Origin of the sequence: Dyadobacter fanqingshengii (assembly GCF_023822005.2) — a bacterium.
GTDB lineage: Bacteria > Bacteroidota > Bacteroidia > Cytophagales > Spirosomataceae > Dyadobacter > Dyadobacter fanqingshengii.
The window spans coordinates 767,631-781,988 of the sequence record NZ_CP098806.1; the positions used below are offsets into that span (position 1 = coordinate 767,631).

The 14,358-nt window shown below is 47.3% G+C and carries 9 protein-coding genes; 5 read left to right on the plus strand and 4 right to left on the minus strand.

Features of this window, described 5'->3' with window-relative positions; all coding sequences use genetic code 11:
• Window positions 1-7: 7 nt before the first annotated feature.
• Window positions 8-5,644: a hybrid sensor histidine kinase/response regulator gene (locus NFI81_RS03205; protein WP_234614264.1), complete on the minus strand. Its 5,637-nt coding sequence runs from the start codon at window positions 5,642-5,644 to the stop codon at window positions 8-10.
• Window positions 5,645-5,835: 191 nt separating this feature from the next.
• On the opposite strand from NFI81_RS03205, the gene NFI81_RS03210 reads away from it, so the two are divergent.
• Both NFI81_RS03210 and NFI81_RS03215 read left to right on the plus strand, forming a co-directional pair.
• The gene (locus NFI81_RS03210) at window positions 5,836-7,086 is read left to right on the plus strand and encodes a styrene monooxygenase/indole monooxygenase family protein (protein ID WP_234614263.1); all 1,251 of its coding nucleotides are present in this window, start codon (window positions 5,836-5,838) and stop codon (window positions 7,084-7,086) included.
• Window positions 7,087-7,231: 145 nt separating this feature from the next.
• The gene (locus tag NFI81_RS03215; protein WP_234614262.1) at window positions 7,232-8,449 is read left to right on the plus strand and encodes a serine hydrolase domain-containing protein; all 1,218 of its coding nucleotides are present in this window, start codon (window positions 7,232-7,234) and stop codon (window positions 8,447-8,449) included.
• Here NFI81_RS03215 and NFI81_RS03220 read toward each other — a convergent pair.
• Window positions 8,436-8,858, minus strand: coding sequence for a hypothetical protein (locus NFI81_RS03220; RefSeq protein ID WP_234614260.1), 423 nt, complete (start codon window positions 8,856-8,858; stop codon window positions 8,436-8,438). The two genes, NFI81_RS03215 and NFI81_RS03220, sit on opposite strands and share 14 nt — an antisense overlap.
• Window positions 8,859-8,982: 124 nt before the next feature.
• Here NFI81_RS03220 and NFI81_RS03225 point away from each other — a divergent pair, with 124 nt between their 5' ends.
• Window positions 8,983-9,777 (plus strand): alpha/beta fold hydrolase, encoded by a 795-nt coding sequence (locus NFI81_RS03225; protein ID WP_234614257.1) that lies wholly within the window; start codon window positions 8,983-8,985, stop codon window positions 9,775-9,777.
• An 11-nt stretch (window positions 9,778-9,788) separates the two neighbouring features.
• Window positions 9,789-11,012, plus strand: a complete 1,224-nt coding sequence (locus NFI81_RS03230; RefSeq protein WP_234614256.1) for a PAS domain-containing sensor histidine kinase — start codon at window positions 9,789-9,791, stop codon at window positions 11,010-11,012.
• A 21-nt stretch (window positions 11,013-11,033) separates the two neighbouring features.
• Here the strand turns inward: NFI81_RS03230 and NFI81_RS03235 are convergent, their stop codons facing one another.
• Entirely contained in the window at window positions 11,034-11,444 is a 411-nt protein-coding gene (locus NFI81_RS03235; protein ID WP_234614255.1) for a response regulator, read from the minus strand.
• 296 nt (window positions 11,445-11,740) lie between these two features.
• On the opposite strand from NFI81_RS03235, the gene NFI81_RS03240 reads away from it, so the two are divergent.
• The gene (locus tag NFI81_RS03240) at window positions 11,741-13,012 is read left to right on the plus strand and encodes a hypothetical protein (protein ID WP_234614254.1); all 1,272 of its coding nucleotides are present in this window, start codon (window positions 11,741-11,743) and stop codon (window positions 13,010-13,012) included.
• 24 nt (window positions 13,013-13,036) lie between these two features.
• Here the strand turns inward: NFI81_RS03240 and NFI81_RS03245 are convergent, their stop codons facing one another.
• Window positions 13,037-14,272 carry an amidohydrolase family protein gene (locus tag NFI81_RS03245; protein ID WP_234614253.1) on the minus strand — a complete coding sequence of 412 codons (1,236 nt, stop codon included), beginning with the start codon at window positions 14,270-14,272 and terminating at the stop codon, window positions 13,037-13,039.
• Between the last annotated feature and the right edge of the window lie 86 nt (window positions 14,273-14,358).

Sequence of the window (14,358 nt, forward strand, 5' to 3'; positions counted from 1 at the left end):
GCAGGCATTAAGAAGTTTGTTCCAGGTGCTTTGACGCTTCCAGCAACTTCCTGATCTTATATTTCAGTTTTTTGGCTTCAATGGGTTTGGTAATATAATCGTCCATACCCGCATTCCGGCACTTCTGCGCCTCCGCCGGATTGGCGTTGGAAGTGAACGCAAGGATGGGGGTATTTTTGTCTTTTTCTCTCCCACGGATCGCCTGCGTGGCCTTGTATCCATCCATAACCGGCATTTTCACATCCATTAAAATGATATCAAAACTGGCTTCGTCAAGTTTTTCCAGTGCGATGGCTCCATTATCCGCAATGGTGACCCGCACATTCTGGATGATTTTTTTCAAAGTTTCCTCCGCCACCACCTGATTGAACAGGTTGTCTTCAACCAGCAGAATATTTACGCCCGAAAGGGTTTTTTCGTTGTCTTCATCTTCAACATGCTCGCCGGGGTTACAGATTTCGAAAGTCAGATTAAAACTGAACTTTGTTCCTGTTCCTATCTTGCTATTGACCTGCATGCTGCCGCCCTGTTCTTCCACCAGCTTTTTGGCAATAAACAAACCCAAGCCTGTTCCCGATTGCTTGGTGTTCAAATCATCGTCAATGCGGGTGAAGGTTTCAAAAATGTAAGCCAGCTTGTCCTGCGCAATGCCGATGCCGGTATCCGTCACTTCAAAAAGCAGCTCCTCATTCTCATGGTCGCGGGTTACTACACTTACCCTGATCGACACAGCCCCATTGTCGGTAAACTTCACCGCATTACCTGCCAGGTTAAGTAAAATCTGGTGCAACCGGATGGGGTCTCCGATCAATTGCGGGCTTACATCATCGTCGACATTGATTTCTAGTTTGAGTCCTTTTTCCTCCGCAATCACTCTCAGGATATAGCCCAGCCGGTTCATCCGGTCGCGGACTTGAAATGGTTTATTGGCAAATGAAAATTTGCCCGCCTCGATTTTGGAGTAGTCTAATATATCGTTGATAATGGCGAGCAGGTTTTCGGAGGAATACCGGATTCCCTTTGCATATTCGGTTTGCTTTTCATTGAGTGGGGTGTCAAAAATCAGTTCGGACATCCCCAAAATCGCTGTCATAGGTGTTCGGATCTCGTGGCTCATATTCGCAAAAAACTGCTCCTTGAACCTGGATTTCTCCTCTACCAACAGTTTTTGTCTTTCAATTTCCTCTTTCTGGACCTGAATTTCGGCGGTTCTGACAGCCACTTTTTGTTCCAGTTTCTCATATAAAATCGCATTCTCAATGGAAACGGCAATCTGCCCGGATAGCAACTTCAAAAGTTGCGTGCGTTCATTGGTAAATACAGCCGTCGCGAGGTTATTTTCAAGATACAGCACGCCCACAAGCTTCCCCTGATTCAAGGCCGGAATGCATAATGCGGATCGAATTTCTCTTTTTGAAATGACCGGATCATTCTTAAATGCATCGCTGGCAAGCGCGTCGTGCAAGACAACATCTGATTTGGTTTGAAAAACATGCTCGATAATGCTGGCAGGAACTTCGTTGGAATCGGATAGGCGCAGCTTGCGAATGTCGCTGACTTCATCGATCACAGATCGCCGGGCTTCAATGTATAGTTCGCCGCCCCAGTCCAGGACAAAGTAACCCGATTGCGCACCCGCGTTTTCAATGGCAAACTGCATGAGTTTTTCCATTAACCTGCTAAAAACCACCTCGCTTGAAATCGCAGTCGAGGCTTTCATGAGCGTAGCCAGATCCAGTGTGGAAACAATGCTTTCGCCTGTTGCATTTTTAGAAGCAGGTATTGCAGCCAGATCGGAATTAGCCTGTGAGATTTCGGGGAAATCGGCCAGTAACTGTTGCTCCTTCAATACACAACCCCATTCTTTGTAACCGTCCAATGCCGCGCTTAGGTAAGTCAGCGCCATTTTTTGCTGGCCTTTTTCGTGCCAATATCTACCGCAAAGCTCATTGGCAAGCGCCGCTTCATGCGGGTGCCCGTTTTGATTGGAAGCTTTAATCGCTTTGTCATAGTACGCAGTGGCTTGCTGGCTATTTCCTTTTGCCGCAAAGATTTCTGCCTCTAATAAATACAGCCGCTGTTCAAAATTGATCGGGACCTGCTGCGAAAACTTCCTGAGTTTGTCACAATGTTTGGCCGCTGTTTTCAAATAGGAGGCACGTCGTTGCCCCGACCTGTAAACAGCCACATTCAGCAGCCCGAAAAAGAATGAAAAAAGCGACTCAAATGGCGTTCCCCGCATGTTTGCTGCATACGGATTGGTATGTTGTGCATGCGCCAATCCTTTCTTCAGCTCGCCGGACAGATATGCCAAAACCATCTTGTAAGCAAAGCAGGCAAACATTCTGGACTTGTCTTGTAAGCCATAAATGCCGGAGAATGCGTCACCTTCATCGAAATAGTCCCCTGTTAAAATAACTGGGTCCGCGTTCTCGCCCAACAGGTTCGATGCGATCTGGATCAACGGTTCATTGCGGTGCGAAACGGCGCCCTTAGAAAGGGATTTGGGTAGCATTTTATAACGCAGCATTTCATGTTTTACCCAATGCAGGTTTTTGCCTGAAAGCAGCAAATGAAAACTATAAGCGCTTGATGCATAGGAGCAATATTCCACGTCGCCCATTTCGATCCCGGTTTGGTAAGACTGCCGAAGTGGCTCGAGCGCATCATTGATATGCTGGCCCGACGACCGGTTGACAATGTTGTAAACCAGAAGCGTACGTGCTTTTGCCGCCGAATTCTCCGTTTTGTCTGCCAGTTTCAACGCCACATTTCCATACCGGTAACCGGCCGGGTGGTTGGTTTCGATAGCGTTGACGATGGCCCCGTAAGTCGCGAAAGTGATTGCAGATTCCGGGGCAATGCCATATTTAAGCGATAGCTCTACCATTTTGAGCACCATCAAAGGATAAAGCTCGGAAATGACTGTAAAAACAGTGGCTGTAATATTCTGCAAGATCCGCATGGCAGCCAGCTTATCCGGATCCATCATTTCGGGTAGATCTTCAAGGTCTTCGATCTTTTTGCCGCGCATCAGCCATTTGGATTTCAAATAGGCAGTCAGAATGTGCAAATCCCCGACTTTGGAAGGGAAGGTGATACCCAGTTCATTCAAGACTTTCAAAGAAAGTGAAATCGCGTCGCCGGGCATTTCATTAGAGATCAGACTTTGGATCTGAATGTGGTGTAGCTCAATTTTATCGGCTGTATTTTTTGCGTGAAGCAATCCGTCGGTGGAAACTTCCATACATTTTGCGGGGTCGCCAGCCAGGTAGGCACTTTCCGCAAAATGCAGGTGCAGGTCAAATGCCAACTGATATTCATGGATCCAATCCTGATGGATCAGCAGTTCTTTGCCGATCCGGAAATAGGCCATCGCAACCGAGTAGGCGGCCGAAGACCTCGCTTTTTTTCCTGCGTCCAGATTCAGCCCGGCGATTTTGTAGCGTTCCTCTGATTGGGAAAAATTCTTTTGATGGTGATTGAGGTGGTTGACGATTTCAAACAGCTGGTCGTGCCGCTCTGCCGGCGAAAGCCTTTCAAGTAAAAAGTAGCCGATATTGACATGCATTTCGTCCCTCGATTCCGCCGAAAGGAGGTTATATGCTGCCTGTTGCACCTGGTCATGGACAAAGTGGTAGCGCTTTGCGGCTAAGAATTGATTTGCATTTTCCCGGTCCGCTGACAGGCGCAGCAGGTTTTCAGTTAACGCTTCGCGCAAATCCTCGGCCGTTTCCTGCGGCGTCTTGTCGTTCAATGCCGAAAGCATGACCAGATCGAAATCAGAGCCAATGCACGATGCCGTGACCAATGCCTGACGGGCAGGTTCCCGGAGGTTGTTGATCTTCGCGGTGAGCAACTGCTGGGATGTTCCCGATAATGCATAACCTGCTACCGCTTGTTGCTCCCATATCCATTTGCGGTGCTGACTGCTGTAAGTGACCAGCCCATTGGAGACCAGATCTTTGATCGTTTCGGAAACAAAAAACGGGTTGCCAAGGGTGCGGGTGAGCACAATGTCTGCCAGAGGAGCGGCGACCATCGGCGGGCAGGAAAAGGTATCCGAAACGAGCTCGGTAATGTCTGCGGATTGCAAGGGATATAACGTGAGTTGAGACAAACTGGATTCAGCCGCGTCCATGTCTTTCAAGGCAATGCTCAGCGGGTGGTTTTCCGTCAGTTCATTATCGCGGTATGTGCCGATGATCAGCAGGTTGGAGCCCTCCACAGAATAGGTAACCCGGCTCAGAAAACGCAGGCTGGAAGGATCAGCCCAATGGAGATCATCCAGGAAAATGACCAGGGGATGCTGCTTTTTTGTAAAAACATTGATAAACTGGGTGAACACATTCACAAAACGGTTTTGCGCCTCGATCGGCGTTAAAGCCTCTACGATCGGCTGGCTACCAATGATCTTTTCGAGTTCCGGAATTACATCAATAATAATCCGCCCAAACTGGCCAACTGCATCCAGTATCTGAGCCTTCCAGTAAGCCCGGTCTCCATGCGATATTTTACAAATTAGCTCTTTAAAAGCCTGAATAATGGCCTCAAAAGGAATGTTTTGCACATATTGGTCAAACTTTCCGGTTATAAACAGGACGTCTTCTGCTTCCACCCGGCTCTGTAATGCCTGAATCAGCGAAGATTTGCCGATACCTGAATTACCCGAAACAAGCACCATTTCATTGCGGTCGCCGATGCGCCCGAAAGCCGCCAGCAGCAATTCAAGTTCCTGATCCCTGCCATATAGTTTTCCGGCAAGATCGAACCCACCCGCGACATCGTGCCCGCCAATCTGGAATGGCAATGCATCGCTATGCTTTTGCAAAAGAGCCTGGCTAGCCGCAAGATCATACCTGATCCCGCTGGTCGTTTGGTACCGTTCCGACGGTTTTTTCGATAATAATTTTAGAATAATGTCTGAAATCACAGCCGGAACCGAAGCATCCATATCCGACGGACTGGCGGCCCTGCGCGCCATGTGCGCATGCACCAGCTCATTGGGATCGGCATTTTCAAATGGCAGGACGCCGGCAAAAAGCTGGTACAACATTACTCCCAAATGGTAATAATCAGACCGGAAATCGACCGGAATGTCCATTAGCCCGCTTTGTTCCGGCGACATATATTGCAATGCGGCAAGTGAAGTGTTTGCATGGGGAGCATCATTGAGCTCGTCGCCCAAAACGGCATAGCTCAGATCCGCCAGCCGTGTTTCGAGGGTTTTGGGATTGATCAGGAAATGGGCCGGTCTCAGGTCCGGATGCGCAATGCCGTGATATTGCAGCTCTTCAATGATTTTTGTTAAAGAAATGGCGACTGTCAAAGCTGAGGCAGTGGAAAGCCGGTTTTCCACCAGATACGATTTCAGACTGACGCCTTCGAAATGGTCCATTTCAAGCACCAGGTAATTTTCAGGCCGCTTTATCCGACAATAATTCAGTATGCGGCTGAATATAAATCCACTCCCTAATGCGAATTCCCGTTCAATCTCCTGACAAGCCTGGTCGGGTACACCATTAAAAGGGACGACCTTCAAAATCACCGGTTTTCCAGTGACAGAATCGATTGCCCGAACCAGGGATTTGTTCAATTCTTTGTGCAAGTCGTCGATGATCCGGTATTCCTGGATGTTTGTCATAGCAGCGGCCTTTTATCTCTTAAAACGGTGTATTTCAAAGTCCTGCAAAGGTAACTTTCAGGTTTTATCATCAAATTGCATAGGTTCAATTTTTATATTTTTTTATACTTTTTAAGGACTTCTTACGATTTGACCCCTGCCCGCCGCATTACCTTTGTCACTGTCAAAACGAAATATAAAACACGGATCAAATGAGAAAGATAGCAATCATGGGAGCAGGGCAGTCGGGATTACACCTGGCGATCAGACTTGTAAAAAGCGGATACGACGTGACGATCATTTCAGAACGTTCTGCCGAAGAGATTTTTAACGGCCAGCCGACGGGTGCTACCTATCTTTTTCACGACTCATTGCAACTGGAACGCGAGCTAGGACTTGATTTCTGGAGTGATACCGCTTATCATTCCACGGGTTTCAATATCAACTTCGGCAAACCCGACGGTAACTTTGCATTTGGTATCAAGTCACGCACCAGCAAGCCGGGTGCATCCATTGATCAGCGTTTGAAGTTCTATCAATGGATCAAGCTTTTTGAAAAACTGGGTGGTAAATTCATCGTCAGCGACACCACGCCTTCTGATCTGCTTGCCTGCACGGCCGAGTTTGATCTGGTGATCGTATCCTCCGGCAAAGGTCCGCTGGCCCGGCTGTTTACAAAAGACGAGGAGCGTTCGACGCACGAAAAGCCAGCCCGAAAGCTTGTACAGCTGCATATCAATGATTTTGAACAGACCGATAAAACCAAATTCACTTCCATTACTTTGGATGCATTGATGGGCGGCGGCGAGATCATCACTGCACCATTTTATCAAAAAGACGATATCCAATGCGCCTTTATCCTGATCGAAAGCATTCCGGGCGGTCCGATGGACGTATTCGATGACGCGACCACAGCCAGTGAACTGCTTGCAAAAGCCAAAGAAATGATCCGGACGCTCATGCCCTGGCGTTACCCGGCCTTTGCCAATGCGGAGGTGATTGCCGACAATGCGTTTTTAAAAGGAGCATTCACCCCGGTTGTACGCAAGCCGGTGGTTCAGCTCAACTCTACTGCAGCTGTGCTTGGGGTTGGAGATACCGTTATTTTAAATGATCCTATCGTGGGCCAGGGCGGCAACAATGCATCCAAAATGGCCAACGTTTATGCCAAAGCGATCATTGCCAGAGGCGACAAACCTTTTGATGTTGCCTGGATGAATGAAACTTTTGAAAGTTTTTGGGATTATTCCAAATACGTGAACCGGTTCTCCGACATATTTCTGGCTCCCGCGCAGCCGCACGTGGTTGAAATACTGGGCGCAGCTACACAGAACCCCGAAATCGCTTCTGACTTTGTCAACGGTTTCAATCATCCGCCCGCGATTTTTCCCTGGCTGGACAATGCAGAGGAAGCCAAAAAATACCTCGCCAGCAAAGTCAAAAGTGCCGAACCTGTGATGTAGCCCGGTCTTTTAAAGCTTTAATTTATTTTTTCCACACCATAATTTTCTCAAAATGAAAAACGCAATGCGCGTGTCCTCAGCGGACGCGCAACAGAAGACGCATGCCCATTTACAATCAGTTTACTCAACTATTTATCCAATTAAAATGAAAAATCAGTTTTTGAAATCAATTACATTTTGCTTTGTCCTATTGTCTTCCGTGCTATCCACGAGCTGCCGTGAAGACCAGCTTTTGTCCGAGCAGGTAACAACCGAAAAGGATCTGGATTCGACACGTTCAGCAAAATTTGGTGTCCCTACAAAGTTTGATCAACATGAATTTGCGCTGAAAATCGAAGCTTACATGGAGCCGCTTGTGGCTGGTTTTGGCTATACAATTTACAACGATGGCGTTCCTTACTATGCAACAAACGGAGGCGACGGTTTTGCCCGCAAGCATGTGGATACGCCCATGCTGCTACACAGTGCGATTGTTAAACAAGAGATATCCAGCGTTACGCAGTATGTTACGGCGGTAGCGATGATCCACGCACTTCAAAAATACAATGTGCCCCTTGAATCGGCAGTTTGGCCTTACCTTCCTAAATATTGGAAGCCGAGCAAAGAATTCAAAACGCTTACTTTTGAAAGGCTTCTCGCACACCGGACCGGATTAATCAATTACCATGATTATCACAAACTTTCCGAGACTGTAACGGGAGTGGTCAACAAGAAGGTTTTTGATGCAAAAGATATTGAAAACAATGATGTCAATTATCTGCTGCTGGGTATTATCCTACCTTATCTTGAAGCTAAAAAACTGGCTAATCAGGGCAATACCAGTAAATTAGTTAAGCTGGAATCCACCAATAACAACTTCATCGAATATGGTGAGCAGTATCGTGCTTATGTGAGAACCAACGTATTTAAAGCAGCCGGATTGGACCATTCAACAGTGATCGACTGGCGTGGATGGAATGAAAAAGGTACGATCCTTTCCTCAGCTGCAAACATGGGTTACCCGACTAAGAACGGCAGCGAGCCGGGAACTCAAAAAGAAATGCACCTTGTGGATTGTGGGGTTACAGGCTTGTATATGAGCGCTGAGCAGTTTGCCAAATTACAATCGGCGGTGGCGCAGTTCAGGGTAATCAGTTTCGATAAATTGAACCAAATGAAATCAAAACTGCTTGGTTTTGACGGCAGTATCGCAGGTAAGAAGAGTATTTATTATTGGAAGAAAGGAGCGGAAAATAATTGTGAAGCGATGATTGTCGACTTCGGAAAAGTGCAGGTCGCTGTTTTTGCAACCTCCACACACAGCCAGATCACAAATCCTGCGGTTCTTGCGCAGATGTATGAGGCATCTTTCAAAAATTTGTAAGCCCGGAAGTACAGATCGTGTAAAATGCCCCAGTCTGCTTGCAGACTGGGGCATTAGTTTTTTGAATATAGTTAATTACCGGCGTTAGTTTCATCTTCACCCCCGCCAGTCCGAGCTTCCTTTTTGGCTCTTTCAATGTCATCTTCAATGCCAGGGATACGTTGATCACTGGATGCAACCCTGGAACCATAAAACCGCGTGTCATCAAACGCTCGTGGTTGTAAAATCCATCCGGATGGCTCTCATAAGTTACCGCGCCCGATGCAACCGCAGCGGCAAGGCCAGTGAAGGTATTTCGGATCTGAGATTCGGTTGCAGCTGTGATCATCCCCTTTTCATTATCGTCAAGGTCCACAATGATATACAACACTTTCCGGGACTGGGTGTCAAAGATCAGCTCGTCGACCATTCTGCCATAATTGATTTATTTTAACAAATACCGTACCTGTTAAAGTGGGGAGTATAATCTTCATCTGATATGGGTTAGCCCCTTTGTTCGCGGTAATAGGCTATATTTGGGTTTACATCCCGATATGGACATCAAGAAACGAAATAATGTAAAAGTGTTCGGCAACGGCACACAGCCGATGGTCTTTGCTCATGGCTTCGGATGCGGGCAACACATGTGGCGCTACATATGGCCGGCATTCGAAAAAGATTATAAAATTGTCCTCTTTGATTATGTCGGCAGTGGCGGCTCAGATATCAGTGCTTATAATCACGAGCGTTATGACAGCTTAAATGGTTATGCACAGGATGTGATAGACATTTGCCATGAGCTGGCTTTGAAAAACTGCGTTTTCATTGGTCATTCAGTAAGCAGTATGGTTGGCGTGCTGGCATCAATCAAAGAACCTGAACTGTTTGACAGCCTTGTTTTGATCGGCCCGTCTGCCAGGTACATTGACGACGACCAGTACACCGGTGGGTTTAAACAAGCGGACATAGAAGAGCTTTTGGTGACCATGGAGAGAAATTACATTGGTTGGGCAAATTTCCTTGCGCCCGCCATCATGCAAAACGGCAGCCGGCCTGAGCTGGGGGCTGAGTTAACAGAAAGCTTTTGTTCAACCGACCCCATCATTGCCAAACAGTTCGCCCAGGTCACTTTTTTATCTGACAACCGAAGGGACCTGGCCAAGGTAGTGCACCCGGTGCTGATTTTGCAGTGCTCAGAAGATATTATTGCGCCTGTCCAGGTAGGAGAGTACTTGCACCGTCAGATGAGTGGGAGCGTATATAAGCTCATGCAAGCCACAGGGCATTGTCCGCACCTGAGTGCACCGAAAGAAACTATTAAGCTCATGCAGGAATTCCTTTCGCACTAACTTGATTTTGATTGCAACAAGCAGAAAACATATTACAGGATTTGCCTTGCGGCTGTGTGATTTTTACCGAGACAGGAATGGTCACATTCATTAACAGGACCCTATGCTCGGTGCTGGGTTTCCAGGTAGAAGACGTCCAGGGGAAAAGCGTGGAAGTGGTCATGACCATTTCCAGCCGCATATTCCACCAAACCCATTTTTTTCCATTGCTTAAATTGAAGGGGCAGGTAAGTGAGATATTCCTGTCACTCCGGGCTAATGATGGGAGCTCAATCCCGATGATGGCCAATGCCAAATCCATCACTGAAAACGGGGAGCCCTGTTACATTTGTGTGTACACGCCGGTCTGGGAGCGACAGAAGTATGAAAACCAACTCTTGGAAGTTAACCGTGCGCAACAAAAGGCGTTGGATGAGAATGCTATGTTGAACCGGCTGAAAGACGAGCTCGAATCCAATCAATTTAACCTGGATCGAAAAATATCCATCCTCGCCGAGCGAAGCCGGGAATATCTGCAAATGGGCAAGGTATTCATGCACGACATGCAGGAGCCTATCCGCAAAATCAGTCTTTTCTTCGATACATTCCTACGTAAAGAGGGTATTCCACAAAACGCAGGCGAACACAGTCAAGTTGAAATAATCAAGCGCTCTATCCTGCGCTTAAAGTTCTTAACGGGCTCGCTGCTAGACTTTGTACAAAATTCCGTTTCCGACGACCCGGTAACTTTGCTCAATCCCGGTGCGCTTATCCAACAGGCCAGTGCAGAGCTTACTAAAAAGCACGGCCCTTTTGATTATGACATTAACATCGGGGATTTGCCAGAGTTTGATGGCAGGGCGGTGCAGATCAAGCGGGTCTTTATTGAGCTGTTAAAAAATGCGGTTGAAAACAAGGCCTCTGACCGCAAATTGGCAATCCGGGTCACTGCCATCGTCTCAGAAGAAAATGCATATCAGAACCATTCAGCAAAGTACAGATATACCGATCATGTCAAGATCGAGTTTGCTGACAACGGTGCTGGTTTTGATAATAGGTTCAATGAATATGTGTTCGGTCTTTTAAATAAGCTTAACATGGGCACTCCTGGTCCGGGGCTGGGCCTAGCCTTATGTAAACAGATCATAGCGGGGCACTACGGTACGATCCAAGCGAAATCTGAGGTAGGAAAGGGAACAAGCATTGTAATTATGCTGCCGCTTCGGCAAATGGCAAATCATAACCAAATTGTGTGATTTTACTCACAGAAGCAAGTGCTAGCGGTAATGGCTGACGTAGAAATCATTGATATCATTGGCCAATTGGGTGACCTGCTCAAACGAAGCAGGCTTTTCAAAATATCCCGACGCACCGCTTGCAATCAACTTGTCAATCAGCCCGGGGTCTGTCGCTGTTGATATGGCCAGGATCGGAAGATGTTTGCACGATGGGTCTAAACGCATTGCCGTTATCACTTCCAGGCCGCTAACGCGGGGCATATTAATATCCATGAGTACCAAAGTCTGTTGCGATGGCTGCTGGCCCAAAACGCGATCCAGGAATTCGAAACCACTACTGAATTCGATGATATTCACGTTGCCCATCAGCTGATGGACAGCCTGGCTGATAATCATCCGGTCATCGTCGTCGTCATCGACCAGGTAGATTGTTTTTTCGTCATTGAGCATGCGCGAAGTATTTCGGTAAAAAGTAATTAGGGTACAATATCGGGCAGCGCATTAAATCAAAAAGCTGTCGGCAGTTTCATCTTACGGTAATCAAAGCTACACAAAATCTCCGCAAGATGTAATGCTATATATTCCATCAGCAATGCCCTTAAGTTACGAACTTAATCCAACATTGAGAATAAATTTCTCCTTCATACAACCATTAATGCAATCTCATGCCTCTTTGCCTTAAGAGAAACTGACAATCAAATAACAGAACGGTTTACATGGGAAGGTGCATTTTAGTTTTTTGTCTTTTGCTTAGTTTGCGCCCTGCGTATAGTCAGGTTGATCCGGCGGTAAAATTTAGTGAAGAGCCCATCGATACATTAATCCAGCAAAGGTTTATTGACCGGTATGAGAACGTGTTTATGACCAAGGTGCCCACCCGTCATATGTTTAAATTAGGTTTGTCACAATATTACCAGGCAGTGCCATACCCATTAACAGACGATAAGACCTTGAATAACTTGTCCCTCCATCTTGGCTATGAGATTAAATTCCTTCCGGCGTTTTCGCTGGCATTATCAGGCCATTTCCCTCTTTATGGGGTTCGGACGCCGGTGAAAGAGTCGTTGCAAAATACGGTGATGGATGCGCAGCTCCGCTGGTTTTTAGATATGCGCCGAAGGATCAAAACCGGGAAAAGCGCGAATAATTTTAGCGGGAATTATGTTGCCCTTTTTTATAACATGCCGGGAACATCTGCGGATGACCCAAAAGCAGGCATCAAACTGGGCTTTCAGAGACGTTTTCTGAACCACGGCTTTATGGACTTTTCACTGGCGATGTTCAAGTCCGTATTTGATTATTACTGGTACGGCCCATTGACGGGGTTGCAATTTTCAACACAAGCCAGCTTTGGGTTTGCCATTGGCGATTGGAAGAAATCAACGACCGCACCTTTCTGTGACATCTTACTTTGTGATGAATTCCAGGGCCAGCAGTGGAAGATCAGGCTTCCGGAGCTCACAGTTGGCTATTACTTAAACAGGATCAGGGCAGGCGTGGCCTTCGAGCGAAAGATCAAAACCTCGCCCTGGACTATCAACGTGCAGCTGGATGCAGCCATGAATAATGGATTCAATAATCTTAGATATGACCACGAAGTGATGATAGGCTATGACAGTGAAGATCGCGCCATTATGAAGGTCTATCCTTATGCCAATGTATATTCCAGGGAAAAAATCGTAATTCTTTCCGTTCAACCCAGATATTATTTTTTGCAAAAACGCCAGCAGCTTAATGGCAAAGGCGGGAACGGACTTTCAGGCTGGTATGCCGGCTTGCACGCCGAGTATAACTATTATAAAGGCAAGCATAGTGGCTGGGCTATTCCAGGTGGGGACTTAATGAGCGAAACAAACATCATCCAGGCAGGACCGCTGGTTGGTTTTCAGCTTCGGGTATTTCGGCGCGGCTACCTGGACTTGAACACTTCCTACAATTACAAAGACCAATTGAAAAGTAATCAAACTTCTTTTGGGTTTAGAACAAACATTGGCATAGGGCTGGCACTAGGACGTTAAAACATATTGCTGAATGGCTTGCCGTCAAATTTTAATCCCAAAGATCCGCTCTGCGTTGCTATGCGCTACTTTTACCCGCTCCTGATCGGACAGAGGTGCAGATTCTATAAATGCAACGGCCGGTGCTGTGGGTTGAAAAGGATAATCGATTGCCCACATGACGGAATCAATTCCCAGCTTATCGATGCAGAATCGAAGGGCGAGGGGATCTTCAACCCCGCTTGTGGTTATTGAAAAATTACGTTTAAAATATTCGCTGGGTTTAAGCTGATTACCCCGACCGGCGCGTGCGCCCGGCGCGCCCATGAAGTCAAGCCGCCATAGCCAGAAAGGTAAGGCCTCACCCATATGCCCCAGTACAATTTGTAGTTTTGGGAACCGATCCAATACGCCGCTAAGCATTAAACGCAACGCATGCGTGCCAGCTTCAATACCGTATCCCCAGATTGCTCCTTCCAGTCGGTAATCCTGAAATGGCGCTGCCATACCATCAGACGGGGCCCGGGGGTGGATGTAAAGCGGTGCGCCCAAAGCTTCGGCAGCTTCCAGGATAGGCCAGAAACGTTGCTCATCCAGATACCCGTTTCCTGTATGCGAATTGACCAGGAAACCATTCAATTTAAGCGAATTTATGGATCGCTCCATTTCCCTGGCGGCTTGTTTCGGATCCTGAGGTGCAAAACAGGCAAGCCCTGCAAAACGTGCTGGATGGCGCCGAATGGCCTCACTTAGCTGGTCATTGGAAAGCTGGGCAAGGGCAACAGCCTGGTCCGCTTCAAAAAGCTGGACACCAGGTAAGCTTAAAGAAAGCACCTGCATGTCTACGCCGGAAGCATCCATACTAGCCAGGCGCCCTTGATCCAGATCCAGCAGGTTAGGAAGCAGTAACCGCGCTCCGGCATCGCGGTTGGAAACCGGAGGCGGTACGTTTGTCGGGCCTTGGGCAACTGTCGCGGCGGGACTATCAAACACCGTAGTCAGCAATTTATAATCCAGATTGGACCCGCCTTTTTGCACAAGATTGCGTATTGCGAGGGCGACTTCGGGTATCATGAATGCTTCTTCCGTCGCAATTTTTCTAACTCGCTTCGTAGTGGCAGACTGCTTAATATCGTTTTGCTGGTCCTGTGCAATTACAGCCTGCCCTGGCCAGGCGGCAATGCCCGCTAATGCTGAGAGCTGGGCCAGTGCTGCACGGCGGTTGACCGGACCAATGTTATTTGTAACCTTATCAATGTGATTAGTCTTGCGTGCACACATGGTTTGTTTCGTTTGCTTGGTTGCTAAATTTGATTTATTGGCCAAACATATGCACACGCTGCGCTAAGTCTTAGCACAAACGGACC

Coding starts and splice junctions, on each gene's coding strand:
- NFI81_RS03220 (WP_234614260.1), bottom strand. CDS start 8,858: ATGGTCGACGAGCTGATCTTTGACACCCAGTCCCGGAAAGTGTTGTAT.
- NFI81_RS03245 (WP_234614253.1), bottom strand. CDS start 14,272: ATGTGTGCACGCAAGACTAATCACATTGATAAGGTTACAAATAACATT.
- NFI81_RS03210 (WP_234614263.1), top strand. CDS start 5,836: ATGAGAAAGATAGCAATCATGGGAGCAGGGCAGTCGGGATTACACCTG.
- NFI81_RS03205 (WP_234614264.1), bottom strand. CDS start 5,644: ATGACAAACATCCAGGAATACCGGATCATCGACGACTTGCACAAAGAA.
- NFI81_RS03235 (WP_234614255.1), bottom strand. CDS start 11,444: ATGCTCAATGACGAAAAAACAATCTACCTGGTCGATGACGACGACGAT.
- NFI81_RS03215 (WP_234614262.1), top strand. CDS start 7,232: ATGAAAAATCAGTTTTTGAAATCAATTACATTTTGCTTTGTCCTATTG.
- NFI81_RS03225 (WP_234614257.1), top strand. CDS start 8,983: ATGGACATCAAGAAACGAAATAATGTAAAAGTGTTCGGCAACGGCACA.